Here is a 23,769-nt window from a genome sequence, read left to right on the forward strand (position 1 = left end):
TCACTCCTGCAGGTCGAGGATCGCGTTGTCGATGAGCCGCGTGCTCCCCACCCGGGCGGCGACCGCGAGGAGCGCGCGCCCGCCGTGGCCGGGAGGCACGGGTTCCATGGTCTCAGGGTCGACGAGCTCGGCGTAATCGACCTCGACGCCGGGCTGGGCGGCGAGCACGCCGCGGGCGGCGGCGAGCACGGCACCGGGTCCGGAGGAGGCGACGGCGCCGGCGGCCCGCAGCGCGGCCGAGAGGGCCAGCGCCGCCTGCCGCTCGTCGGGCGAGAGGTAGGCGTTGCGGCTGCTCATCGCCAGCCCGTCGGGCTCGCGCCGGATCGGCACGCCGACGATCTCGACGTCGAGGTCGAGGTCGCGGACCATCGCCCGGACGAGCGCGAGCTGCTGGGCGTCCTTCTGCCCGAACAGCGCGACGTCGGGCCGGGTGAGGTGGAGGAGCTTGAGCACGACGGTGAGCACCCCGCCGAAGTGGGTGGGCCGGGCGAGGCCCTCGAGCCGCGTGGCCACCGGGCCGGGGTCGACGCGCACGGCCGGCTCACCCTGGGGGTACATCACCTGCGGGTCGGGCGCGAAGACGACGTCGGCGCCGACGGAGGCGAGCTTCGCGAGGTCGGCCTCCAGGTCGCGCGGGTAGGCGTCGAGGTCCTCCCCGGCGGCGAACTGGAGCGGGTTGACGAAGATCGTCACGACGACGTGGTCGGCCCGGCGGCGGGCCTCGCGGACGAGGTCGAGGTGCCCCTCGTGGAGCGCGCCCATCGTCATGACGACGGCGCGCGTGCCGCTCTGGCGCTCCAGCGCCGCGCGCAGCTCCTCGCGGGTGCGGGCCAGGACGGGCTCGGAGTCCGGCGAGTCGGCGGGCTGTGGCTCGGCGGGCTGCGCGCCCGGCTCGGCGACGGCGTCGAGGAGGAGCTGGGCGGTGGAGTCGGTGAGCCGGCCCGCGGCCCAGGTGCGCTGGGTGGTGGCGCGGGACATCGCGCGGTAGGCGGGCGGGAGGTCGGCGAAGGCGTCGTCGGCCGCGGCGAGGGCGACGAGGCTCGCGACGTGCTCGGCGACCGTCCCGGCGTCCCCGCGCAGGACGGGGCCGGTGAGGGCGAGCTCGCCGTCGCGCAGCGTGCCGTCGAGGGCCGCCCCGAGGAGCGGGGTGAGGTAGCGGCCCGGCTCCTCGACCCCGGCGCGGCCCAGCACGCGCATCGCCTGGGCGACGAGGGTGACGAGGTGGTTGGCGCCGTGCGCGAGGGCCGCGTGGTAGAGCGGGCGGGCCTCCTCGGGCAGCGCGAACGGCTCCCCGCCGATCTCGACGACGAGCGCCTGGCCGATGGGCAGCACGGGCGCGGGGGCGGTGACGGCGAACGGGCAGCCGACGAGCCGGGAGAGGTCGATGCTCGTACCGGTGAACGTCATCGCCGGGTGGAGGGCGACGGGGATGGCCCCGGCCCGCTGCGCCGGCTCGAGCACGGCGGTGCCGTAGCGCCCGGCGGTGTGGACGACGATCTGGCCGGGCTGCCACCCGCCGGTCCCGGCGATGCCGCGCACGAGGTCGGCGAGCGCGTCGTCCGGCACGGTGAGCAGGACGAGCTCGGCCCGCTCGACGACGTCCGGCACCTCGAGGACGGGCACGCCGGGCAGGAGGGCGTCGATCCGGTCGCGGCTCCCCGCGGAGACGGCGCTCGCCCCGACGACGGCGTGGCCGGCGGCGCGCAGCGCGCTGCCGAGCACCGCGCCGACGCGGCCGGCGCCGACGACGCCCACCCCGAGCCGTCCTGGTCGGGCGGACGGGGGGACCTCGCCGGGAACGCTCACCGGCTCATTATCGCCTGCCGCCCCGGCGCTCGGCGGTGACGTCGGCCACCACCCCGCTCAGCGCCGCTCGTGCGGGGCCGGCGGTGGGAGGTCGGCCGGGGCGCCGAGCAGCGGCCCGTCCACCGCGGGGCCCGCGGGCGGCGGGTCGAGGGGCAGGCCGGCGGGCGGGCCCACCACGGGCGGACCGGCAGGCGGCGCGTCCACGGCGGGCGGCGGCCCGGCGACGGGCGGACCAGCCGGCGGCGCGTCCACGGGCGGGGCGGCGGGGGCCCGCGGCGGCACGAGACCGACGCGCTCCATCCACTCCTCGGGCGACTCCCGGTGACGCGCCTCGCGCGACATCCGCGAGGCCTCGCCGAGGACGGCGAGCGCCGTCATCGCCCCCAAGTGGTGGGCGGTCGTGGAGACCGGGCCGCCGACCGTCGCCGGGGCGATGTTCGCCAGCCCGGCCCGCCGCTCGAGCGGTCCCTGGGACAGTGCCAGGGACTGCGTCCGCTCGTGCGGGACGATGGCCAGGGAGCGGCTGAGCCGTCCGCGGCGCACGAGGACCGCGCGATCGGTGAGCTGGACGCCGTTGCGCCGCCAGGAGACGGGGTCGAGCCAGCGTGCGCTGCGGGGGCTGGTGAGGAACCCGCCGTCCTGCCCCTCACCCTCGAGCGCGCCGTCGATGACCGCCTTCGGGTCCGCGACGCCGAGGTCGGGCAGGACGAGCCACAGCGCGGTCAGTGCCTCCCCGCGCGTGCCGACGGGCAGCAGGACGGTGCCGGTCGTGCTCTCCGTCTGGGTCTCGACCGCGGAGTAGCCCGCGACGTTGACCTCCACGCGCCACCACCCGCGGCGCCGCCACAGCAGCGGCTGCTTGAGGCCGACGGCGTGGATGCGGCCGGGCGGCACCGTCTGGGTGCGCTGCTCGAGGAGTCCGTAGCGCAGGCGGATGCCGTCCGGGGAGATGGCCGCGCGGAAGTTGAAGCCGCCGGTGAACCGGCCCCACAGGTAGGTGCCCCAGCCGAAGATGCCGGGCAGCGCGCCGAAGAGCGGGCCGGGCGACCCGGTGACGACGGCGGCGACGAGGAGACCGACGAGGAGCAGGACGAGCCCGATCATCGAGCCGGAGAGGAGGAGGGAGCCGACGAGCCGCCCGGTGGGCACCTCGAGCAGCTCGCGCTCGGCCTCCGGGTGGACGGCCGGCGCCGGGGCGGCGCCGGGCGCCTCGTCCGGCGCGCCGTCCGCCGTGGGGGCCGCGGGCGCCCTGCCGGCGGCGCGGTCGAGGACCTCGCGGCGCAGCCGCTGGGCCTCCTCCTCCTTGAGGAAGGCGAGGACGACGGAGGAGCCGCCCCCACCCGCGGTCTCGATCTTCAGCTGCGCGAGCCCGAAGAGACGGGCGAGCAACGGCTGGACGACGTCGACGGCCTGGATCCGGTTGAGGCGCGCGTGCCGCTGCTGGCGGAAGAGGATGCCGCTGTGGAGGAAGACGGCGTCACGCCCGACGGCGTAGCGCATCATCCGCCAGGAGAGCACCGAGTAGACGGCGAGGAGGAGGAGGAGCAGGAGGATCGCGCCTCCACCGATGAGCAGGACGAGGGTCCAGTTCACCGTGTCCCGGTCGTCCCACAGCTCGGTGATCGTCTCGACGTTCTGCCACACGAGCACGGCGAAGACGGCGACGATGACCTTCCAGGCCTGGAGGACCGGGGTGACCTTGTGGACCCGCCGCCACTCGACGTGCTCCTCCGGAGCGGGCTGCTCGGTGCTCACAGGCCTGCCAGCCTCGCCTCGCCGCGCTCGGTGAGCCGGTCACGCAGGCGCGCGGCCTCCGCGGGCGGCAGCCCGGGGATCGACGCGTCGGTCTGGGCCGAGGCGGTGTGGAGCTGGACCTTGGCGACCTTGGCCCACCGGTCGAGCGGGCCCGCCTGGACGTCGACGAACTGCATGCGCCCGTAGGGCACGAGGGTGAGCTGGCGGAAGAGGATGCCCTTGCGGATGAGGAGGTCCTCGTCGCGCTCGGCGTAGCCGATCGCCGAGACCTGCCGCGGCACGAGCCACAGCAGCCACGCGAGGAGGCCGCCGAGGACGCCGATCGGGATCCACCACCACCAGCCCGGGAACACGAATGCGAGCACGACGACCGCGACGAGCGGCAGTCCCAGCCACACGAGAACGGTGATGAGCCGGACCTTGACCAGGCCCCGGGAGACCGGGGTGAAGGTGAGTCCGGCGGGGTCGAACGGGCTGGGGGCGGCCTCGTGCCACCCCGGTTGCGTAGTGCTCATGCGTGGGGCTCCATCCTCGGTGTGCACCCAGCAGCCTCCCACACGCGGCACCGGTCTCAGGCGGGCTCGCCGTCCTCCTCGGGAGGAAGGCGGCACCAGTGCTCGACGACGAGCGCGACGGCGACGAGCGCGAGGCAGGCGAGCAGCGCCCCGCCGGCGGAGAGCGCGTGCTCCCGGAGCGCGGGCGCGGTGATGTTGCGCCAGGCGAGGAGGACCTGGGCGGCGAAGTAGCCGCCGAGCGCCGAGCCGGACAGCGAGCTCGCCTTGGCGAGCATCGCCACCCGGGCCGCGCCGAGCTGGGTCATCCGCGTGTCCTTGCCCTCGACGAGGCGGCGCACGGAGCGGCCGAGCGCGAGGAGCACGACGGCGAGGGCGAGCAGGCCGATGCCGGTCACCGGGGGCACCGGGACGAGCGCCCCGCCGCGCGACTCGAGCACCGCCAGCGCGGCGTAGGCCACCGCCCCGGCGACGACGGCGGTGAGGAGCAGGGTCTGGCGGCTCGTCCGTTGCATCACGCGCGCTCCCACCAGTCCTCGGCGACCCACTCCCCCGGCTCCCCGCACGCGGCGGCGAGCTCGGTGACCGGCCCGTGACCGGGCAGGACGGCGCCCGGCACCACGCGCGCCCAGGGCGCCAGGACGAAGCCACGCTCGTGGGCGCGCGGGTGGGGCAGGGTGAGGTCGGCGTCCTGCCAGGTGAGGTCGCCGGCGGCGACGAGGTCGAGGTCGAGGGTGCGCGCGCCCCACCGCTCGGTGCGCACCCGCCCGTGCCCGAGCTCCACGCCCTGGCACAGCGCGAGGAGCTCGCGCGGGGGCAGGCTCGTGCGCAGCACGGCGACGGCGTTGAGGTAGTCCGGCTGCGGCTGCCCGCCGGGCAGGACGACGGCGGCGCTGCGCAGGAGCGGGGAGACGGCGCGGACCTCCACCCGGGGGTGGCGGTCGAGCTCGTGCAGGGCGGCGGCGAGGGTCGCGCGGGCGTCGCCGAGGTTGGCCCCGAGGGCGAGGACGACGTCGCGGACGCCGCCGGCCCTGTCGCGGTGGACGTGGACGGTGACGTCGGTGAAGGGCACCGGGACCGGGGCCTGCGGCTTGTGGACGGTGACGTCGACGGCGGTGACCCGCGGGCGGCGCAGCACCACCTCGGCGATCCGCGCGGCGACCGTCTCGACGAGGTCGGCGGGAGGTCCGGACAGCACGGCGACGACGTCCTGCGCGACCTCCGCGTAGTTCACGGTCGCGGTGAGGTCGTCGCCGGCCGCGGCGGCCCGGGTGTCGAGGTGGAGGACGACGTCGGCGGTGAAGACCTGGCCGACCTCACGCTCGCCCGCGAGCACCCCGTGGTGCCCGCGCGCCCGCAGCCCGGTGAGGGTGATCCGGTCGCTCATCGTGCCCGCCCCGCTGCGCGCAGCGCCGCGGCCACCCGCACCGCGTCGGCCGACGGGCGGACCTCGTGGACGCGCACGCCCCACACGCCCCGCGCCGCGAGGATGGCGGTGAGCGCGGCCGTCGCCCCGTCGCGGGCGAGCGGAGGCGCGGGGACGCCGTCCGGCCCGGCGAGCAGGGCACCGAGGAAGCGCTTGCGGGAGGCGCCGACGAGGAGGGGGTGGCCGAGCGCCTCGAGGGCCTCGAGCCGGGCGAGCAGCTCCCAGTTGTGCTCCGCGTCCTTGGCGAAGCCGAGCCCGGGGTCCAGGACGAGGAGCGCGGGGTCGACCCCGGCCGCGAGCGCGACCCGGGTCCGCGCGGCGAGCTCGGTCACGACCTCGGCGACGACGTCGGCGTAGACGGCTCGCTCGTTCATCGTCGCCGGGTCACCGCGCCAGTGGCCCAGGACGTAGCGCGCCCCGTGCCGGGCGGCGACGTCGAGGATCTCGGGGTCGGCGAGGCCGCCGGAGACGTCGTTGACGACGGCGGCGCCCGCGCGCAGGCAGGCGTCGGCGGTCTCCGCGTGGACGGTGTCGATGCTCACGACGGCGCCATCGGCGGCGAGGGCGCGCACGACCGGCAGCACCCGCGCGAGCTCGACGTCGACCGGCACCCGCTCCGAGCCGGGCCGGGTCGACTCCCCGCCGACGTCGAGGACGTCGGCGCCCTGCCGCCGCAGGAGGCGGCCGTGGGCGAGGGCCTGGTCCGCGTCGAGCCAGCGCCCGCCGTCGGAGAAGGAGTCGGGGGTGACGTTGAGGACGCCCATGACGAGCGTCCGGCCGGCCGCAGCGGGCTCGTCGAGCCGCGCACGCGCCGCGCGCGACGCCTCCGGGGTACCCACCGCTACCTCCGCGGCGCGATGAGGCTCATCGCCTCCGCGCGTGTCGCGACGTCACGCATCTGCCCGCGGACGGCGGAGGTGATCGTCCGGGACCCGGCCTTGCGCACCCCCCGCATCGACATGCACAGGTGCTCGCACTCGATGACGACGATGACGCCCCCCGGGTCGAGGCTCGCGACGAGCGCGTCGGCGATCTGGGAGGTGAGCCGCTCCTGGACCTGCGGGCGGCGGGCGAACGCGTCGACGAGCCGGGCGATCTTGCTCAGCCCGGTGACGCGCCCGGAGCTGCCGGGGATGTAGCCGACGTGCGCGACCCCGTGGAAGGGCACGAGGTGGTGCTCGCAGGTGGAGTACACCTCGATGTCGCGCACGAGGACCATCTCCTCGTGACCGAGGTCGAAGGTCGTCGTGAGGACCTCGGCAGGGTCGACCCGCATCCCGGCGAAGGTCTCCTCGAAGGCACGCGCGACGCGGGCGGGGGTGTCGCGCAGCCCTTCGCGGTCGGGGTCCTCCCCGACCGCGACGAGGAGGTCACGCACGGCGCGCTCCACCCCGGCGGCGTCGTAGGGCCGCTGGGCGGTGGTGCCGGCCGGGGACGGGGAGTCCCCGGGGGCGCGCTCCTCGGGCGTGCTCATCACAGTCCCTCGGCGGGACCACCGACCTGGCCCGACGGCGGGACCTGCCCGATGCCCGGGCCCTCGCCGGCGGCGGCGGCCTCGTCCTGCGGGAGCATCCCGTTGCTGCCGGCGGCGCGCTCGGCGGGAGTGCGCACCGGGGGCCGGTCCGAGACCGCGCGGTTCTCCGAGGACAGCCACACCGGTCGCGGGTCGCGCTTGACGACGGGGGCGAAGATCTCGGCCAGCTCCTGCTCGTTGAGCGTCTCGCGGTCGAGCAGCTCCAGGACGAGCCGGTCGAGGACGTCGCGGTACTGGTTGAGGATCTCCCAGGCCTCGTCGTGCGCGGCGTCGACGAGGCGGCGGACCTCCTCGTCGACGATGCGGGCGATGTCCTCGGAGTAGTCGCGCTGGTGGCCCATGTCGCGACCGAGGAACGGCTCGCCGGTGTCGGTGCCGAGCTTGACGGCGCCGACCCGGTCGCTCATGCCGTACTGGGTGACCATCTTCCGGGCCAGCGCGGTGGCCTTCTCGATGTCGTTGGAGGCACCGGTGGTCGGGTCGTGGAAGACGATCTCCTCGGCGACCCGCCCGCCCATCGCGTAGGCGAGCTGGTCGAGCAGCTCGTTGCGGGTGGTGGAGTACCTGTCCTCGCTCGGCATGACCATCGTGTAGCCCAGCGCCCGGCCGCGCGGGAGGATCGTCACCTTGGTCACGGGGTCGGTGTACCGCAGCGCCGCCGCCGCCAGGGCGTGTCCGCCCTCGTGGTAGGCGGTGATCTTCTTCTCCTTCTCGTTCATCACCCGGGTCCGCTTCTGCGGGCCGGCGATGACGCGGTCGATGGCCTCGTCGAGCGCGCGGTCGTCGATGAGGTCGGCCCCGGAGCGGGCGGTGAGGAGGGCGGCCTCGTTGAGCACGTTGGCGAGGTCGGCGCCGGTGAAGCCGGGGGTGCGCTTGGCGACCGTCTGGAGGTCGATCTCGGGCACCATCGGCTTGCCCCGGGCGTGGACCTTGAGGATCGCGGCGCGCCCGGCGAGGTCGGGGGCCTCGACGGTGATCTGCCGGTCGAAGCGGCCGGGGCGCAGCAGCGCGGGGTCCAGGATGTCGGGCCGGTTGGTGGCCGCGATGAGGATGACGTTGGTGCTGACGTCGAAGCCGTCCATCTCGACGAGCAGCTGGTTGAGCGTCTGCTCGCGCTCGTCGTGCCCGCCGCCCATGCCGGCGCCGCGGTGGCGACCGACGGCGTCGATCTCGTCGACGAAGATGATCGCCGGGGAGTTGGACTTGGCCTGCTCGAACAGGTCGCGCACGCGGGAGGCGCCGACGCCGACGAACATCTCGACGAAGTCGGAGCCGGAGATCGAGTAGAAGGGGACCCCGGCCTCCCCGGCGACGGCGCGGGCGAGGAGGGTCTTGCCGGTCCCGGGCGGGCCGTAGAGCAGGACGCCCTTGGGGATCCGGGCGCCGACGGCCTGGAACTTCGCGGGGTCGGCGAGGAACTCGCGGATCTCCTGGAGCTCCTCGACGGCCTCGTCCGCCCCGGCGACGTCGGCGAAGGTGACCTGGGGGTTCTCCTTGTTGACCATCTTGGCCTTGGACTTGCCGAACTTCATCATCCCGCCGCCGCCCTGCATGCGGGAGAGCAGGAACCAGAAGACGCCGAGGATGATGAGCATCGGCAGGAGGAAGCCGAGCAGGGAGGCCCAGACCGAGGGCTGCGGGACCTCGGAGTTGTAGCCCTCCGGCGGGTCGGCGGCCGCGATCGCGTCCATGACCGTCGTGCCCTGCGGGGTGGCGTAGTAGAAGGCGACGAGGTCGCCCTTGTCCTCGAACTCCTCGCTCAGCGCGAGCTCGACGCGCTGGGTGGTGTCGTTGACCTCGACCTGCTCGACCGTGTCCCCTGCGAGCAGCGCCAGGCCGTCGGAGGTGTCGATCTCCTCGGGGTTCTGCCCGGTGAGGAGGGTCGCCCCCAGGTAGACGAGGACGAGGACGAGTGCGACCCACACCAGCGGGCCCCGCAACAGCTTCTTGGCATTCATCGGTGGCGGCGCTGGGGCCGGGTCCCTCCTGCTCGAACGATCATCGTGTGACGTTACCCCGAAGGTCCGCGCAGGAGGGAACGTGTTCGCCCACGGCAGGACGGGGCGCAGGCCGCGTCCCGGCCGCCCGTGGACGACCGGGACGCCCGGGCGGGTTCAGCCGCTGTAGACGTGCGGCGCCAGGGTCCCGACGAAGGGCAGGTGGCGGTACTTCTCGGCGAAGTCGAGGCCGTAGCCGACGACGAACTCCGTGGGGATGTCGAAGCCGACGTAGCGCACGTCGACCTCGACCTTGGCGGCCTCCGGCTTGCGCAGCAGCGTGGCGATCTCCACGGACGCCGGGCCGCGGCTGCGGAGGTTGGACACGAGCCAGGACAGCGTGAGCCCGGAGTCGATGATGTCCTCGACGATGAGCACGTGGCGTCCGTGCAGGTCGGTGTCCAGGTCCTTGAGGATGCGCACGACGCCGGAGGACTTCGTCCCCGACCCGTAGGAGGACACCGCCATCCAGTCCATCTCGATCGAGGTGTGCAGCCGGCGGGACAGGTCCGCCATCACCATGACGGCGCCGCGCAGGACGCCCACGAGCAGGAGGTCCTTGCCCGCGTAGTCGGAGTCGATCCGGGCCGCCATCTCGTCGAGCCGGGTCTCGATCTGCTCCTGGGTGAGCAGGACCTTCTCGAGGTCCTTTCCCATGTCGCTGGCGTCCACACGTCCTCCTGTCGGCTCACTGCCCCCGCGCGGACCGCGGCGGGGAGAGGTTCAGCCTGCCACACCGGCGCACGGCGGTGACAGCGCCGGGCAGGTCGAGGGCGCCCTGCCCGTGGTAGTGGGTGACGAGCGCGTCGAGGGCGGCGACGTGGACCGCGGCGAGCGCGCCGGGCGGACAGCCCGCCGCGGTGGCGGCGAGGTGGAGCACCCGTCCGCGCAGCGCCGGGTGCTCGGCGGCGAGCTCGGCGACGTCGAGGTCCACCTCGCCGTCCTCGCCCAGCCCGGCGCGGGCGGCGAGGTCCGCCGCCGCCCGGGTGAGGTAGTCGTCGTCCTCGCGCAGCAGCCGGGCGGTGCGGGCCAGCGCCTGCGCCACGCCCGGTCCGAGCGCGGCCTCGAGGGCGGGCATGACGTCGTGGCGGACGGCCGAGCGGCGCAGCGGACCGCCGTCCGCGCGGCGCCACGGGCCGTCAGGGGCGTTGGTCACGTCGGTGACCCACTCCTGGCCCAGCGCCGTGCAGCAGGCCTCGGTGTCCCGGCGGCGCAGCGCGAGGAAGGGCCTGCGCCAGCGCCCGGTGACCGGCGCCATCCCGGCGAGCGAGCGGGCGCCCGAGCCCCGGCCCAGACCGAGCAGCACGGTCTCGGCCTGGTCGTCGAGGGTGTGGCCGAGGAGGACGGCGGCGGCTCCGTGGGCGTCGGCGGCCTCGGCGAGCGCCGAGTAGCGGGCGGTGCGGGCGGCGGCCTCCGGGCCTCCCTCGGTCCCGACGTCCACGGCACGGACCTCGACCGGCTCGAGCCCGAGCCCGGCGCAGGTGGCGGCGGCCCGGGCCGCGACGTCGTCACTGCCCGGCGCCAGCCCGTGGTCGACGACGACCGCACCCGCCCGCAGCCCGGCCCGCGGGGCGACGAACGCCGTCGCGGCCGCGAGCGCGAGGGAGTCCGCGCCGCCGGAGCACGCGACGAGCACGAGGGCACCGGCGGGCAGGTCGGCGAGCGCCGCCCGCACCGCCACCCGGGCGGCGGCGACCGCCGGGGCGGGGCCGGCCACCTCAGCCGTGGACCCGGCGCACCCAGGCGTCGGGGTCGAAGATCTCGGTGGCACGGGGCAGGGTGTCGGGCGAGGTCCACACGGCGTTGAGGCCGTCGTGGCCGACGCGGTGGATCACCCGGCGGACGAACTCGGCGCCGTTGCGGTACTGGGCGATCTTCGCGTCCATCCCCATGAGCCGGCGCACGAGGACGTCGAGCGTGCTCGTCCCCTGGCGGCGGCGCTCGAACTGGCTGCGGATCCGGGCGACGGACGGCAGCACGCGGGGCCCGACGGCGTCCATGACGACGTCGGCGTGCCCCTCGAGCAGCGACATGACGGCGACCACCTCGGCGAGCCGCTCGCGCTCCTCGTCGGTGAGGACGGCGTCGATGAGCGGGCCGGCGAGCGCCTGCGCCGCGGGGGTCTCGCCCTTCGGGGTGCGCACCGCCTCGACGACGGCGCCGAGCGTGCGCGCCAGGCGCTGGCTGCCGCCCTCGGGCGAGGCGATGGAGGTGACGCTCGCGCGCATCCGCTCGCGCAGGTGGTCGGCCAGCCAGGGCGCGGCGGCGAACTGCACGGCGTGGGTCTGCTCGTGGAGGCAGACCCAGCGGCGGAAGTCGAGGGCGTCGAGGTCGAGCTCGCGCTCGACGTGGAGGATGTTCGGCGCGACGAGGACGAGGTAGCCCGGTGAGCCGGCGCCGCCGGGTGCGGTGAAGGGGTCGTACTGCCCGAGCACCTTGGTCGAGAGGTAGGAGAGCATGACGCCGAGCTCCTCCCCGCCGAGCCGGGCCGCGCCGGGCAGCGTGGTGGCGGGCAGCAGGTCGCCGACGAGGCTGCGGAACATCGCGATGTTCGCCTCGGACCAGCGGGCCCGGTCCACGACGTACACCGGCCGTCGGGCGGCCGTGGCCGCGGCGTCGTCGAGGCCGGTGATCTCGGCGACGTGACCGGGGGCCTCCGCGGCCGCGGTGTGGAGCACCGTGACCAGCCCGCGCGCCTCCGCACGGCCGGCGCGGGGTCCGGGAGGGGCGAGGGCTGCGGCGCGGCGGCGCGCGGCCCGCCAGTCGATCGGGGAGCTCATGGCGTCACGGTAACCCGCCGGGCGCCCGCCCGTCGGTCAGCGGCAGCCGCAGGCGGCGAGCGCGGCGGCCCACTCGTCGATCGCGGCGCGCGCCTCGGCCGCCCCGCCGGGCTCGAGGTCGTCGGCGACGACGGCGAAGACGAGGAGCCGCCCGTCGGCGTCCTGGACGAGCCCGGTGAGGCTGACCGCGGTGGTGAGGGTGCCGGTCTTGGCCTGGAGCACCCCGGCGGCAGGCCCGGACATCCGGCCCCGCAGGGTGCCCTCGAGGGCGGCGACGGGCAGCCCGGTGACGGCGCCCCGCAGGTCGGGACGCCCGGGGTCCAGCGCGAGCGCGGTGACGTCGGCCAGCACGGAGGCGGGCACCTGGTTCTCCACGAGCAGGCCGGAGGTGTCGGCGAGGGTGACAGCGCGGGTGTCGATGCCGAGGTCGGCGAGCCGGGCGAGGACGGCGCGGGCCGCCCCCTCGAACGTCGGCTCCTCGCCGTCGGCGATCGCCACGAGGCGGGCGAGGACCTCGGCGACCGAGTTCTCCGAGACGGCGAGCTCGTAGGCGACGACGTCGCGCAGGGGCGCCGACTCGACCGAGGCCAGCTCCCGCGCCCCGGGGGGCGCCTGCGCCCGGGTCACGTCCCCGGTGACGGTGACGCCCTCCGCGCGCAGCGCGTCGGCGAAGGCCTGCCCGGCGGCGAGGGCCGGGTCGGCGACGTACTCGCCGTCGGCGTCGAGCCCGGCGTCGAGCGCGAGCGGCTGGATCGGCATGACGTAGTCGAGGTCGATGCCGCCCCACCCGGGCGCGTAGCCGGGGCCGGAGAAGAGGGTGTCGTCGACGGCGACGCTGACCTCCTGGCCGTCGAGGGCCTCGGCGGTGGCGGCGGCGAGGTCGGCGAGGGACGCGTGGCCGACGACGTCCTCGCTCGCCTCCCCGTCGGTGAGGAGGATGTCCCCTCCCCCGACGAGCACGACCTGGTTCCCCTCCCCCTCCACCGCCGTCGTGCGCAGGACGTGGTCCGGCCCGAGGGCGTCGAGGGCGGCGACGGCGCCGAGCAGCTTGAGCGAGGACGCCGGGGTGCGCGGCTCGTCACCGGCGACGTCGGCCAGGACCTCGTCGGTGAGAGCATCACGCACGACGACCGCGACGGCCCCGCCGGTGCGCGGGTCCGCGACGAGCTCCTCGGTGAGCGCGGTGACCGCCTCGGCGGAGGGGAGCGGGGCGTCGGGGTCGAGGGCCGGCAGGAGCGGCTCGGCGGCCCCGGCCGTGGCCTCGGGGAAGGGCGCCGGGTCGGGCACGGGCGGCGCCGTCGTGAGGACGCCGGGGACGAGGTCGGCGGCGTCGGCGGCCACGTAGCCACCGGCGAGGAGGAGCGCGGTGACCGTGAGACCGGCCGCTGTCCGGCGCCGTCTGCTCCTCGCCACCTGGCCCTCGCCCTCGCGTCGTCGTCCTGTGGGAGGCGGCCAGGACCGCGGCACTCCCGCCGGTGGTCCACACTAGTACCCGGTACGCTCATCGCCCGCGGCGGCAGACGAAAGGTCAGGCAGTGGAGTTCGACGTCACGATCGAGATCCCCAAGGGGAACCGCAACAAGTACGAGGTGGATCACGAGACGGGACGGATCCGGCTGGACCGGATGCTCTTCACCTCCACCCGCTACCCCGACGACTACGGGTTCATCGAGGACACCCTCGGTGAGGACGGGGACCCGCTGGACGCCCTGGTGCTCCTCGAGGAGCCCACGTTCCCTGGCTGCCTCATCCGCTGCCGCGCCCTCGGCATGTTCCGCATGCGCGACGAGGCCGGCGGTGACGACAAGGTGCTGTGCGTGCCCACGGGTGACCAGCGCGCGTCGTGGCGCACGGACATCGAGGACGTGAGCGAGTTCCACCGCCTGGAGATCCAGCACTTCTTCGAGGTCTACAAGGACCTCGAGCCCGGCAAGTCCGTCGAGGGCGCCCACTGGGTGGGCCGCGAGGAGGCCGAGGCGGAGATCCGTCGCTCCTTCCAGCGCGCGAAGGACGAGGGCTACTACGCCCACGCCGACCCGCACGGCCCCGGCCAGGCCGAGTAGCCACCGCCCCCAGCACACGACGACGCCCCCGGACCGCGCGGTCCGGGGGCGTTGTCGTCGGGTGGGACGCCGGTCAGACGCGTCCGCCGTAGGGCAGCACGTTGGGCCAGTACATCGGCACGAGCTCGACGGTCTTGCCCGGCGACGGCGCGTGCAGCCGCATGCCGTTCCCGGCGTAGATCGCCACGTGGTAGATGCCCGAGGTCTGCCCGTTGCTCGAGTAGAAGATGAGGTCGCCGGCCTGGAGGTCGGACACCGGAACGCGGGTGGTCGCGGCGTACTGCGCGCGGGTCGTGCGCGGCAGGGAGACCCCGGCCCGGGCGAAGGCGGTCTGGGTGAGGCCCGAGCAGTCGTACCCGTCGGGACCGGCGGCGCCCCACACGTAGGGCTTGCCCAGCTGGGTGCGCGCCCAGTCCAGCGCGGCGCGGGCCGCGTTGGACGCCGGCGGGGCGGGAGCGGGGGCGGGTGCCGGAGCCGGGGCGGGAGCGGGGGCGGGTGCCGGAGCCGGGGCGGGTGCGGGTGCGGGTGCCGGGGCGGGTTCGGGCGCCGGGGCAGGTGCGGGTGCGGGTGCCGGTGCGGGCGAGGGACGCGAGGGCTGGGGCGCGGACGGCTGCTGCTGGGCGGCCTCGTCGCGGGCCGCCTGCTCACGCGCCGCCTGCTCGCGGGCGGCCTGCTCACGGTTCGCCGCGTCGCGGGAGGCGGCCTCCTGCTCGCGGGCCGCCGTCTCGAGGGCGGCAGCGCGGGCCACCTCGGCCTCGCGGCGCTGCCGCTCGGCGTCCAGGGCGTCCTGCCGCTCACGCTCGAGCTCGGCGGTGGTGCCGCGCTGCGCGGCGAGCTGGTCGATGAGAGCGGCGCGACGGTCGGCGGACAGGGCGAGCTGGGTCTCGGCGCTCGCGGCCGAGGCACGGGCCTCCTCCGCGGCGGAGGCGAGCGCCGTCGTCGCCTGCTCCTGCTCGGCGGCGGCCTCGTCGGCGCGCCGCTGGAAGGTGGCGGCGACGAGCTCGCTGGCCTGGAAGCGCTGGAGCGCCTCGTCCGCGCGGGTGCCCATGCGGTCGGTGTGCGTGGCGCGCCGCATGGCGTTCTCGAAGCTGTCGGCGGAGAGCAGGGGCTCGACGGGGCCGAGCGCCCCCGGCCCGGAGCGGTAGGCCGCCATCGCGATGCGTCCGATGACGGCGCGCTGCTGCTCGACCTCCTCCTGGGCCTCCGCGGCTGCCTGCTGCGCCTCGGCGGCGCGCGCGGTCGACTCCTCGAGCCCGACCTGGGCGTCGAGGTAGGCCTCGTTGGCCTGCTGGGCGCGGATGGTCGCCTCCTCGAGCAGGCTGGAGAGCCCGGCGAGCTCGACCTCGAGCTCGGCGATGCTCGAGGCGGTGCGCCCCTCGGCCTCGCGCGCTGCGGCGATCTCGTCCTGCGTCGGCGGCTCCGCCGTCGCGGGGCTGATGACCATGCCGCCCGACAGTGCCATCACGGCGATCGACACGACCACGTGCCGTCGACGGTCCGTCCAGCCCACAGGGTCCTCCCTCACCCGGCCGCACCACACGTCCGGGCTCCCAAGGTAGCGCGCCAAGCCACAGAAGAAAACACCCGTCACATGAGTAACACGAGTAACACCCCTGTAGTTCCGGCGCCGCCGCGAGCACCCACCGTGCGCCCCTTCGCGCACCCTGCGCCCGCTCAGGAGTACCGAGAGCACCGGCAGTGGCGAACCCCGCACCGCCTGTCCACCGCCGTCCGCCTGGTGGACACGGCCCCGACCCGCCGTCCGGTGTCCGAGATGGGGGTTTCGGGGCGCGGGCGGCGTTCGTAGTCTCGCCGCATGAGCCGTCGAATGTGCACCTGACCGCAGCGCACGTTCGCATGCCCGCCGACGTCGGCGCCAGGCCGCCGTGCGCCCCGCCCCTTCCAGGGTCGGCGTGCCGGCAGGGAGCCGCTCGCCGCCCGCTCCCCCCACTTCCTGGAGAACACCATGAGCGAGTCCACCTGGTCCTTCGAGACCAAGCAGATCCACGCGGGCCAGCAGCCCGACCCCGCCACCGGCGCCCGCGCCCTGCCGATCTACCAGACGACCTCCTTCGTCTTCGAGAGCGCCGAGCAGGCCGCCAACCGCTTCGCCCTCGCCGAGCTCGGCCCGATCTACACCCGCATCACCAACCCGACGCAGGCGGCGGTCGAGGACCGCATCGCGGCGCTCGAGGGCGGCGTCGGCGGTCTGCTCGTCGCCTCCGGACAGGCGGCGGAGACCTACGCGATCCTCAACATCGCCGAGGTCGGTGACCACGTCGTCGCCAGCCCGAGCCTCTACGGCGGCACCTACAACCTCCTGCGTCACACCCTGCCCAAGCTCGGGATCACGACGACGTTCGTCACCGACCCCGACGACCCGCAGGCCTGGCGCGACGCGGTCCGCCCCAACACCAAGCTCTTCTTCGCCGAGACGATCCCCAACCCCAAGCAGGACGTCCTCGACATCGAGACGGTCGCAGCGATCGCCCACGAGAACGGCGTGCCGCTCGTCGTGGACAACACCGTGGCCACGCCCTACCTCATCCGCCCGCTCGAGCACGGCGCGGACATCGTCGTCCACTCGGCGACGAAGTACCTCGGTGGCCACGGCACGTCGATCGCCGGCGCCATCGTCGACGGCGGCACGTTCGACTGGTCCGCCGACCCGGAGAAGTTCCCCAACTACAACACCCCCGACCCGAGCTACAACGGGCTCGTCTTCAAGGACCTCGGCGCCCCGGCCTTCATCCTCAAGGCCCGCGTCCAGCTCCTGCGCGACCTCGGCGCGGCCGTCTCCCCGTTCAATGCCTTCCTCATCGGCCAGGGCATCGAGACGCTGTCGCTGCGCGTGGAGCGGCACGTCGCCAACGCCCAGCGCGTCGCGGAGTTCCTCGAGGCGCAGGACCAGGTGACGAAGGTCGGCTACGCGGGCCTGCCGTCCTCGCCCTGGTACGAGCGGGCGCGCAAGTACGCCCCGCGCGGCGCGGGCGCCGTCCTCACCTTCGAGCTGGCCGGCGGCTACGAGGCCGGCATCGCGTTCGTCGACGCACTCGAGCTGCACTCCAACGTCGCCAACATCGGCGACGTGCGCTCCCTCGTCATCCACCCGGCGTCCACCACCCACTCCCAGCTCGACGAGGCCGCCCTCGCCGGCGCCGGGGTGAGCCCGGGGCTCGTGCGCCTGGCCGTGGGCCTGGAGCACATCGACGACATCCTCGCCGACCTCGAGAAGGGCCTGCGGGCGGCGGCGGCCGTGTCCGCGGCGACGGCGGCCGTCGGGGGCGAGCACTCCTCGTGACCGACGAGCGGCGCGTGGCGCACGCGGTGGGCCCGTCCCGCCGCGTGCGCTCGCGCGTCGAGCCCGAGCAGATCCCGACGACCGGGGCCTGGCACCCGCAGCACGGGCCGGGCGCCCGTTCCTTCGCCGACATCGGCGCGCTCCAGCTCGAGGCCGGTGGCCGGCTCCCCGGCGTCACCCTCGCCTACGAGACGTGGGGGGAGCTCAACGAGGCGCGCGACAACGCAGTGCTCGTGTGCCACGCGCTCACCGGCGACTCGCACGTCGCCGGTCCGGCAGGCCCGGGGCACGTGAGCCCGGGCTGGTGGTCCTCGATCGTCGGCCCGGGGCTGGCGATCGACACCGACCGGTGGTTCGTCGTCGCGCCGAACGTGCTCGGCGGGTGCCAGGGCAGCACCGGCCCCTCCTCCCCCGCCCCCGACGGCACACCGTGGGGCAGCCGCTTCCCGCACGTCACCGTGCGTGACCAGGTCGCGGCCGAGCTCGAGCTCACCGACCTGCTCGGCATCGAGCGGTGGGCGAACGTCGTCGGCGGCTCGATGGGCGGCCACCGGGTGCTCGAGTGGGCGATCCTGGCGCCCGAGCGGGTCCGGTCGATCGCCGTCATCGCCTCCGGCGCCCAGACCACCGCCGACCAGATCGCCTGGGCGCACGCCCAGCTCGCCGCGATCACCCTCGACCCGAACTACCGCGGCGGGGACTACTACGCCGCCGGGCCGGGGCAGGGCCCGCACGCGGGTCTCGCGCTCGCGCGGCGCATCGCGCACACGACCTACCGCAGCGCCGAGGAGCTCGAGACGCGCTTCGGGCGGATCCACCAGCACGCGGAGGACCCGATGCTCGGGGGCCGCTTCGCGGTGCAGTCCTACCTCGACCACCACGGGTCCAAGCTCACCCTGCGCTTCGACGCGAACAGCTACGTCGCGCTCACCCGCGCGATGCTCACCCACGACGTCGGCCGCGACCGCGGCGGGGTGCGCGCGGCACTGTCGACGATCACGGCGGACACGCTCGTCGTCGCCGTCGACTCCGACCGGCTCTTCCTGCCCCACGAGTCGGAGCGGATCGCGGCGGCGGTGCCCGGGGCGCGTCCGGTGCGCTACGTGCGCTCCCCGTACGGCCACGACGGCTTCCTCATCGAGCACGAGCAGATGAGCCGGCACCTCGGGGAGTTCCTGCGGCAGGTCGCCCGCCCTTGAGGCGTGCAGTCCGGCCCGCCGCAGGTCATGCTGGGGGCGTGCCGACCATCCCGTTCCTGCGTGCCGACCGGGCCGAGGAGCCCGCCCCCGACGACGACGACACCTCCCTCCCGGCGTCACCCGCCCCCGACGGGCCCGAGCCGGTCGAGGCGTTCGACCCCGACGCCGCGCTCCACGAGCTGGCCCCCGCCCCGGTGGGCGAGTGGGGCCCGGACGTGCTGGGCGCCGGGTTCACCGCCCGGACGGTCGAGCTCCTCCCGGACGAGGACGGACCGGTCGTCGCGACCGTCGTGCGTTACCGGCCGGAGGACGACCCGGACGGCCCGCCGGCCACCCCGCCGCACGTCGCGATGCTCCACATCCACGGGTGGAACGACTACTTCCACCAGCGCGAGCTCGCCCGCCGGTGCGCGGCGCAGGGTGCCGCGTTCTACGCGGTGGACCTGCGCCGCTACGGTCGCAGCCTGCGGCCCGGCCAGCTGCGCGGCTACGTCGAGTCGCTCTCGACGTACGACGAGGAGATCCACGCCGCCCGCGACCTCATCCGCGCCGACCACCCCGGGCTCGAGGACCTCGTCCTCATGGGGCACTCGACCGGCGGGCTCACCGCGGCGCTGTGGGCCCACCGGCACCCCGGCGCCCTGCGCGCGCTCGTCCTCAACGCGCCCTGGCTCGAGCTCCAGGGCTCGGGGCTGCTGCGCGCCGTGGGCCAGCCCGTCATCGAGCGGATCGCGCGCTACCAGCCGCGTGCCGTGCTCCCGGTGCGTGACCTCGGCTTCTACACCCGGATCCTCGCGGGCGGCGGCGAGGACGTCGACCCGCTCGACGGCGAGGTGGAGGCCGAGCCCGACCCCGCGGTGACCGGCTGGGCACTGGAGCCTGCGTGGCGCACGAGCCCGAGCGCGCCGATCCGGCCGGGCTGGCTGGCGGCCGTCCTCGCGGGCCACTCCCAGGTCGCTGCCGGGCTGGCCATCACCTGCCCGGTGCTCGTCCTCGTCTCCGGCTCCTCCCACTTCGCCACGAGGTGGTCGGAGGAGATGCGCCGCGCGGACACCGTCATCGACGTCGAGCTCACCGTACGGCGAGCCGTCGGCCTGGGACCGCTCGTCACGGTCGCCCGCGTGCCGAACGCCGTGCACGACGTCTTCCTGTCCCCCGCCCGGGTGCGGGGGGAGGCCTACCGCGAGCTCACTCGCTGGCTGCGCGCCTACGCAGCTCCCGACGGCTGAGCCGGGCGCCCTCGCGGCTGGGGCGGGCGGGCACGGACTGCAGCTCCTCGCGCGCCTCGCGCAGGCTGGGCCCGTCCTCACCGAAGCGCCACGCGGCCCACGCGTCGACGGCCACCTCCCCGCCGGTGACGGCACCGGCCGCGGCCTCGGGGGCCGGGAATGCCTCCCCGGCGACGACGATCCAGCCGTCAGGGCTCAGCGTCGCCTCGCCGCGGCGGCCGTTGTCCACCCACACGATGGGGGTGGGGGCGCCGAGGCTCGCCGAGATCCGCACCAGGTCCTCGTGCGGGACCGTGCGGAACTCCCGGCGCCGCGGGCGCGTGGGAACCGTCCCGTTCCCGGCGGGCCGTGCCGCCGGGGCGGGCGTCTGCTCGTACGCGGGCGCGGCGGTGGCCGGTGCCGGGGTGGCCGGGGTGTCCGGCGTCGGCACGGTCGTCGGAGCCAGCGCGGCGGGGCCGGGGAGGCTCTCGATGACGGGCCGGGAGGGGAGCAGCCACGGCAGCGGGGCGACGGGGTGGCTGAGCTCGGCGACGTCGAGGAAGAGCCTGCCGTTGGACATCGTGCGCACGCCGAGCTCGTGGACGACGACGCCGGAGCCGACGAGCGCGTCGACGGCCCCGCGGACGTCGTCGTCGATGGCGGCGGCGGCGACGTGGACGCGCGCGGCGACGGCCGTGCCGACCGGCTGCGACTCCCGGAAGGCGTTCCAGTCGCGCCGGAAGGCAGCGAGCCCGCGGGGGTAGCTCTGGGCGATCTCGATCCAGCCGCGCTGGGTCCCGGCCCGTCCGAGGGCGGCGACGAGCGCGCTCGCGTCCAGCCGCTCGAGGACCGCGATGCTCACGACGTTGCCCGAGGGGTCCATGGCGGTCAGGCGGGGGGACCCGTCGTCGTCCTGCCAGGTGACCGGGAAGACCGGGAGCCCGAGGATGTCGAGGATCTGTGCGCGGACGGCCTCCAGCACGGCGGGGCCGACGGGGTCGTGGACGGCGTGCCCGACCTGTGCCCGGACGAGCTGGCCGGCATCGAACTCGAACAGCGGCATACGGCAGTGACCTGAACTCTCGCTCCGGCGGGGAATGGCCCCCATCCTCTCATGCAGGCCCGGCCCACGGGTCGCCCCGGAGCATGGTCTCCGCCTCCATTGCCGCGGGCCCGCACCCCACACCCGCCCCTCACCCGCCGAGCGCTGGATCGCGCGCACACCCGCGTGCAGGAGCAGCGCTCGGCGGGGGTGGCTTGGCGCGGGGGGCGGGACGGCGGCTAGCGGCGTTCGCCGGCGAGGAGCTGGGCGAGGTGGATGCCGTGGCGCCCGGCCAGCTGCTCACCCTGGGTGCGGCAGGAGTAGCCGTCGGCGAGGTAGACCGCCTCGGGGCCGGCCTCCCGCAGCGCGGGGAGCAGGGCGTTCTCGGCGACCTGGACCGAGACCTCGTAGTGCCCCTTCTCCATGCCGAAGTTCCCGGCCAGGCCGCAGCACCCGGCGAGGCGGGTGACGGTGGCGCCGGCCCGGGCGAGCACGGCGGCGTCGGCCTCCCAGCCCATGACCGAGTGGTGGTGGCAGTGCGGCTGGGCGACGACCTCGACGCCCTCGAGCGAGGGCGGCTGCCAGTCCTCCCCCGGCCCGAGCGGGGCGGGCGCGGTGAGCAGCTCGGCGAGGGTGTAGGTGCCCTCCGCGATGCTCCGGGCGCGCGGGTCGTCGGGGAACAGGTCGAGCAGGTCGTCGCGCAGGACGGCCGTGCACGAGGGCTCGACGCCGATGATCGGCACCCCGTTGACGGCGAACGGGCCCAGCACCGCCATGGTCCGCTCGAGCTGGCGGCGGGCGCCGTCGAGCTGGCCGGTGGAGATCCAGGTGAGGCCGCAGCAGGCCTGCTCGTCGGGGACGAGCACCTCGTAGCCGGCCTCGCGCAGCACGCGGACCATCGCCCGCGCCCCGGCGCCGTCGAGCGTCTCGGAGAAGGAGTCCGCCCACAGGAGCACCTGGCGCGGCCGGGCCTCCCCGCCCGGCGTCGGGGCGGAGGCGACCTGGGCGTTGCCGCGGGCCCACCGGGAGAAGCGCTCGGTGGCGAAGCCGACCATCTGGCGCCGCGGGTCCATGCCCCCGGCGCGCATGACGAGCCGCGCGACCGGGCGCACACCGAGCACGGCGTTGACGAGCCGGGTGACGGCGGGCACCTGGGTGATGAGCCGGGACCAGCGGGGCAGCCAGCCGAGGGCGTAGTGGTTGACCGGCCGCAGCCGGCGCCGGTAGCTGCGGTGGAGCACCTCGGACTTGTAGCGCGCCATGTCGACGCCGGCCGGGCAGTCGCTCGAGCACGCCTTGCACGAGAGGCACAGGTCGAGCGAGGCGTGCACGGCCGGGCTGCGCACGTCGGTCACGAGGGAGCCGTTGGCGAGCTCCTGGAGGATGCGCGCGCGGCCGCGGGTGACGTCCTTCTCGTCCTTGGTGGCCCGGTAGGACGGGCACATGAAGCCGCCCGCGGCGGAGTTGTCCGAGCGGCACTTGCCCACGCCGGTGCAGCGGTGGACGGCGGTGGTGAGGTCCCCGCCGTCCTCGTGGAAGGTGAACCCGCCGGGGACGGGCGGCAACGGCCGGGCGTAGGGGCGGCGCAGGTCCGCGTCGAGCGGCGCGGGCCGCACGAGGACGCCGGGGTTGAGCTGCTCGGCGGGGTCGAAGAGGGTCTTGACCTTCCCGAAGAGGTCGATCATCTCCCCGCTGTACATGAGCGGGAGCAGCTCGCTGCGGGCGCGGCCGTCGCCGTGCTCGCCGGACAGCGAGCCGCCGTAGGAGGTGACGAGCTCGGCGGAGGCGACGAGGAAGTCGCGCGAGGGGGCGATCCCCTCCGGGCTCTGCAGCGGCATGTCGATGCGCACGTGCATGCACCCGTCGCCGAAGTGGCCGTAGAGGAGCCCGTCGACCCCGTGGTCGGCCATGAGCGCCTCGAAGTCGCGCAGGTAGGCGCCGAGCTTCTCGGGCGGGACGGCGGCGTCCTCCCACCCGGGCCAGCCCTGCGCGCCGGAGGGCGTGCGCCCGCCCAGGCCGGCGCCGTCGGCGCGGATCCGCCACAGCGCGTCGGCCTGCGGTCCGGCGGGCACGACGGCGACGGCGTCGGTCCCGCTGTCGGCCGCGAGCCGGCGGGCGTTGTCGAGGGCGTCCGCGTCGTCGTGCCCGCCGACCTCGACGAGCAGCCAGCCGCCGCCGGGCGGCAGCTCGGGGACGGCCTGCGGGCCGTGGTGACGGCGCACGACGTCGACGAGGCGTGCGTCGATGCCCTCGACGGCGAGCGGCGCGTGGGCGAGCACGGCGGGCACGGCGTCGGCCGCGGCGGCCATGTCCGGGTAGCCGAGCGCGACGAGGACCGGCGCGGAGGGGACGGGGACGAGGTCGACGGTCGCGCCCAGGACGGTGACGAGCGTGCCCTCGCTGCCGACGAGCATCTTCGCCAGGTCCGTGCCGTTCTCCGGCAGGAGGTGCTCCAGGCTGTACCCGGACACCTGCCGCTTGAAGCGGCCGAGCTCGGTACGGATGGTCGCGAGGTTGGCGCTCACGAGCCGGTCGAGGCCGGGGACGACGTCCAGGCTCCCGCGGCCGGCGGTGAAGGAGCGGCCGGTGCCGTCGACGACGTCGAGGGAGGCGACGTTGTCGGCGGTGCGCCCGTAGGCCACGGCGTGCGGGCCGCAGGCGTTGTTGCCGATCATCCCGCCGAAGGTGGCGCGGTTCTGGGTCGAGGGGTCGGGGCCGAAGCGCAGCCCGTGCGGCCGGGCGGCGCGCTGGAGATCGGACATGATCACGCCCGGCTCCACGCGCGCGGTGCGTGCCTCGGGGTCGAGCTCGAGGATGCGGTTGACGTGCCGGGAGAAGTCGATGACGACCCCCGGGCCGATGGAGTTGCCGGCGATCGAGGTGCCGGCGCCACGGGTGGTGACCGGCGCGCCGAGCCGGCGGGCGGTGTCGAGGGCGGCGCGGGCGTCGTCGACGTCCCTGGGGACGACGACGACCTCGGGCACCACCCGGTAGTTCGAGGCGTCGGTGGAGTACAGGCCGCGATGGAGGGGGTCGTCGTGCACCGCTCCGTCGACGGCCGCGCGCAGCGCGGCGACGAGCTCGGAGCGCTGGTCGGCCGGGGCGGGCGGGGCGGGCTCGGTCGTCGTCACGCCCTAAATCCTGCC

General features: G+C 75.5%; 19 protein-coding genes and 1 pseudogene. 4 read left to right on the plus strand and 16 right to left on the minus strand.

The annotated features are described in order from the left end of the window. The 13 genes and pseudogenes from panC to dacB all read right to left on the minus strand — a co-directional run bounded on the left by panC (window position 1) and on the right by dacB (window position 13,223). Window positions 1–768 carry a pantoate--beta-alanine ligase gene (gene panC, locus FE251_RS16115; RefSeq protein WP_456237492.1) on the minus strand — a complete coding sequence of 256 codons (768 nt, stop codon included), beginning with the start codon at window positions 766–768 and terminating at the stop codon, window positions 1–3. A gap of 99 nt (window positions 769–867) precedes the next feature. Next, window positions 868–1,806: pseudogene (locus FE251_RS16120) on the minus strand (Rossmann-like and DUF2520 domain-containing protein); the annotation flags it as partial. Between the two features lie 57 nt (window positions 1,807–1,863). Beyond that, entirely contained in the window at window positions 1,864–3,561 is a 1,698-nt protein-coding gene (locus FE251_RS13910) for a PH domain-containing protein (protein ID WP_139949071.1), read from the minus strand. Next, window positions 3,558–4,076 (minus strand): PH domain-containing protein, encoded by a 519-nt coding sequence (locus FE251_RS13915; RefSeq protein WP_139073385.1) that lies wholly within the window; start codon window positions 4,074–4,076, stop codon window positions 3,558–3,560. The genes FE251_RS13910 and FE251_RS13915 overlap by 4 nt, the downstream gene beginning before the upstream one ends. A 56-nt stretch (window positions 4,077–4,132) precedes the next feature. Further along, on the minus strand, window positions 4,133–4,588 hold the full coding sequence (locus FE251_RS13920; RefSeq protein WP_230976648.1) for a DUF3180 domain-containing protein: 456 nt from the start codon (window positions 4,586–4,588) through the stop codon (window positions 4,133–4,135). Next, window positions 4,588–5,460 (minus strand): 2-amino-4-hydroxy-6-hydroxymethyldihydropteridine diphosphokinase, encoded by an 873-nt coding sequence (gene folK / locus FE251_RS13925; RefSeq protein ID WP_139073383.1) that lies wholly within the window; start codon window positions 5,458–5,460, stop codon window positions 4,588–4,590. The genes FE251_RS13920 and folK overlap by 1 nt, the downstream gene beginning before the upstream one ends. Then, window positions 5,457–6,263: a dihydropteroate synthase gene (folP, locus tag FE251_RS13930; protein ID WP_139949359.1), complete on the minus strand. Its 807-nt coding sequence runs from the start codon at window positions 6,261–6,263 to the stop codon at window positions 5,457–5,459. Before folP ends, folK begins: the two co-directional genes overlap by 4 nt. Before the next feature lie 77 nt (window positions 6,264–6,340). Then, the gene (folE, locus tag FE251_RS13935) at window positions 6,341–6,973 is read right to left on the minus strand and encodes a GTP cyclohydrolase I FolE (RefSeq protein WP_139073382.1); all 633 of its coding nucleotides are present in this window, start codon (window positions 6,971–6,973) and stop codon (window positions 6,341–6,343) included. Continuing rightward, window positions 6,973–8,991, minus strand: coding sequence for an ATP-dependent zinc metalloprotease FtsH (gene ftsH, locus FE251_RS13940; protein WP_139073381.1), 2,019 nt, complete (start codon window positions 8,989–8,991; stop codon window positions 6,973–6,975). Before ftsH ends, folE begins: the two co-directional genes overlap by 1 nt. A gap of 156 nt (window positions 8,992–9,147) precedes the next feature. Next, window positions 9,148–9,702: a hypoxanthine phosphoribosyltransferase gene (hpt, locus tag FE251_RS13945; RefSeq protein ID WP_139073380.1), complete on the minus strand. Its 555-nt coding sequence runs from the start codon at window positions 9,700–9,702 to the stop codon at window positions 9,148–9,150. A gap of 16 nt (window positions 9,703–9,718) precedes the next feature. Further along, on the minus strand, window positions 9,719–10,747 hold the full coding sequence (tilS, locus tag FE251_RS13950) for a tRNA lysidine(34) synthetase TilS (protein ID WP_139949073.1): 1,029 nt from the start codon (window positions 10,745–10,747) through the stop codon (window positions 9,719–9,721). A gap of 1 nt (window position 10,748) precedes the next feature. Further along, window positions 10,749–11,810, minus strand: coding sequence for a zinc-dependent metalloprotease (locus tag FE251_RS13955; RefSeq protein ID WP_139073378.1), 1,062 nt, complete (start codon window positions 11,808–11,810; stop codon window positions 10,749–10,751). 36 nt (window positions 11,811–11,846) lie between these two features. Further along, on the minus strand, window positions 11,847–13,223 hold the full coding sequence (gene dacB / locus FE251_RS13960; RefSeq protein WP_139949074.1) for a D-alanyl-D-alanine carboxypeptidase/D-alanyl-D-alanine endopeptidase: 1,377 nt from the start codon (window positions 13,221–13,223) through the stop codon (window positions 11,847–11,849). A 122-nt stretch (window positions 13,224–13,345) separates the two neighbouring features. Between dacB and FE251_RS13965 the strand changes: the two genes are divergently transcribed. Continuing rightward, window positions 13,346–13,873 carry an inorganic diphosphatase gene (locus FE251_RS13965; RefSeq protein WP_139949075.1) on the plus strand — a complete coding sequence of 176 codons (528 nt, stop codon included), beginning with the start codon at window positions 13,346–13,348 and terminating at the stop codon, window positions 13,871–13,873. Window positions 13,874–13,946: 73 nt separating this feature from the next. Here FE251_RS13965 and FE251_RS13970 read toward each other — a convergent pair whose 3' ends face one another. Beyond that, window positions 13,947–15,398: a C40 family peptidase gene (locus FE251_RS13970; protein ID WP_139949076.1), complete on the minus strand. Its 1,452-nt coding sequence runs from the start codon at window positions 15,396–15,398 to the stop codon at window positions 13,947–13,949. A 441-nt stretch (window positions 15,399–15,839) separates the two neighbouring features. Here FE251_RS13970 and FE251_RS13975 point away from each other — a divergent pair, with 441 nt between their 5' ends. The 3 genes from FE251_RS13975 to FE251_RS13985 are packed head-to-tail and all read left to right on the plus strand — an operon-like array spanning window position 15,840 to window position 19,602. Continuing rightward, window positions 15,840–17,174 carry a bifunctional o-acetylhomoserine/o-acetylserine sulfhydrylase gene (locus FE251_RS13975; RefSeq protein ID WP_139949077.1) on the plus strand — a complete coding sequence of 445 codons (1,335 nt, stop codon included), beginning with the start codon at window positions 15,840–15,842 and terminating at the stop codon, window positions 17,172–17,174. After that, complete coding sequence (gene metX, locus FE251_RS13980; protein ID WP_139949078.1) at window positions 17,171–18,373, plus strand: homoserine O-acetyltransferase MetX; 1,203 nt, start codon at window positions 17,171–17,173, stop codon at window positions 18,371–18,373. The genes FE251_RS13975 and metX overlap by 4 nt, the downstream gene beginning before the upstream one ends. A gap of 38 nt (window positions 18,374–18,411) precedes the next feature. Continuing rightward, window positions 18,412–19,602: an alpha/beta hydrolase gene (locus FE251_RS13985; protein ID WP_230976441.1), complete on the plus strand. Its 1,191-nt coding sequence runs from the start codon at window positions 18,412–18,414 to the stop codon at window positions 19,600–19,602. Here the strand turns inward: FE251_RS13985 and FE251_RS13990 are convergent. Together FE251_RS13990 and FE251_RS13995 are read right to left on the minus strand one after the other, a co-directional pair. Next, complete coding sequence (locus FE251_RS13990; RefSeq protein ID WP_139949079.1) at window positions 19,562–20,644, minus strand: restriction system modified-DNA reader domain-containing protein; 1,083 nt, start codon at window positions 20,642–20,644, stop codon at window positions 19,562–19,564. The two genes, FE251_RS13985 and FE251_RS13990, sit on opposite strands and share 41 nt — an antisense overlap. Before the next feature lie 218 nt (window positions 20,645–20,862). Beyond that, entirely contained in the window at window positions 20,863–23,754 is a 2,892-nt protein-coding gene (locus FE251_RS13995; RefSeq protein ID WP_139949080.1) for an FAD-binding and (Fe-S)-binding domain-containing protein, read from the minus strand. Between the last annotated feature and the right edge of the window lie 15 nt (window positions 23,755–23,769).

The sequence above is a fragment of the Georgenia wutianyii genome, from assembly GCF_006349365.1.
GTDB lineage: Bacteria > Actinomycetota > Actinomycetes > Actinomycetales > Actinomycetaceae > Oceanitalea > Oceanitalea wutianyii.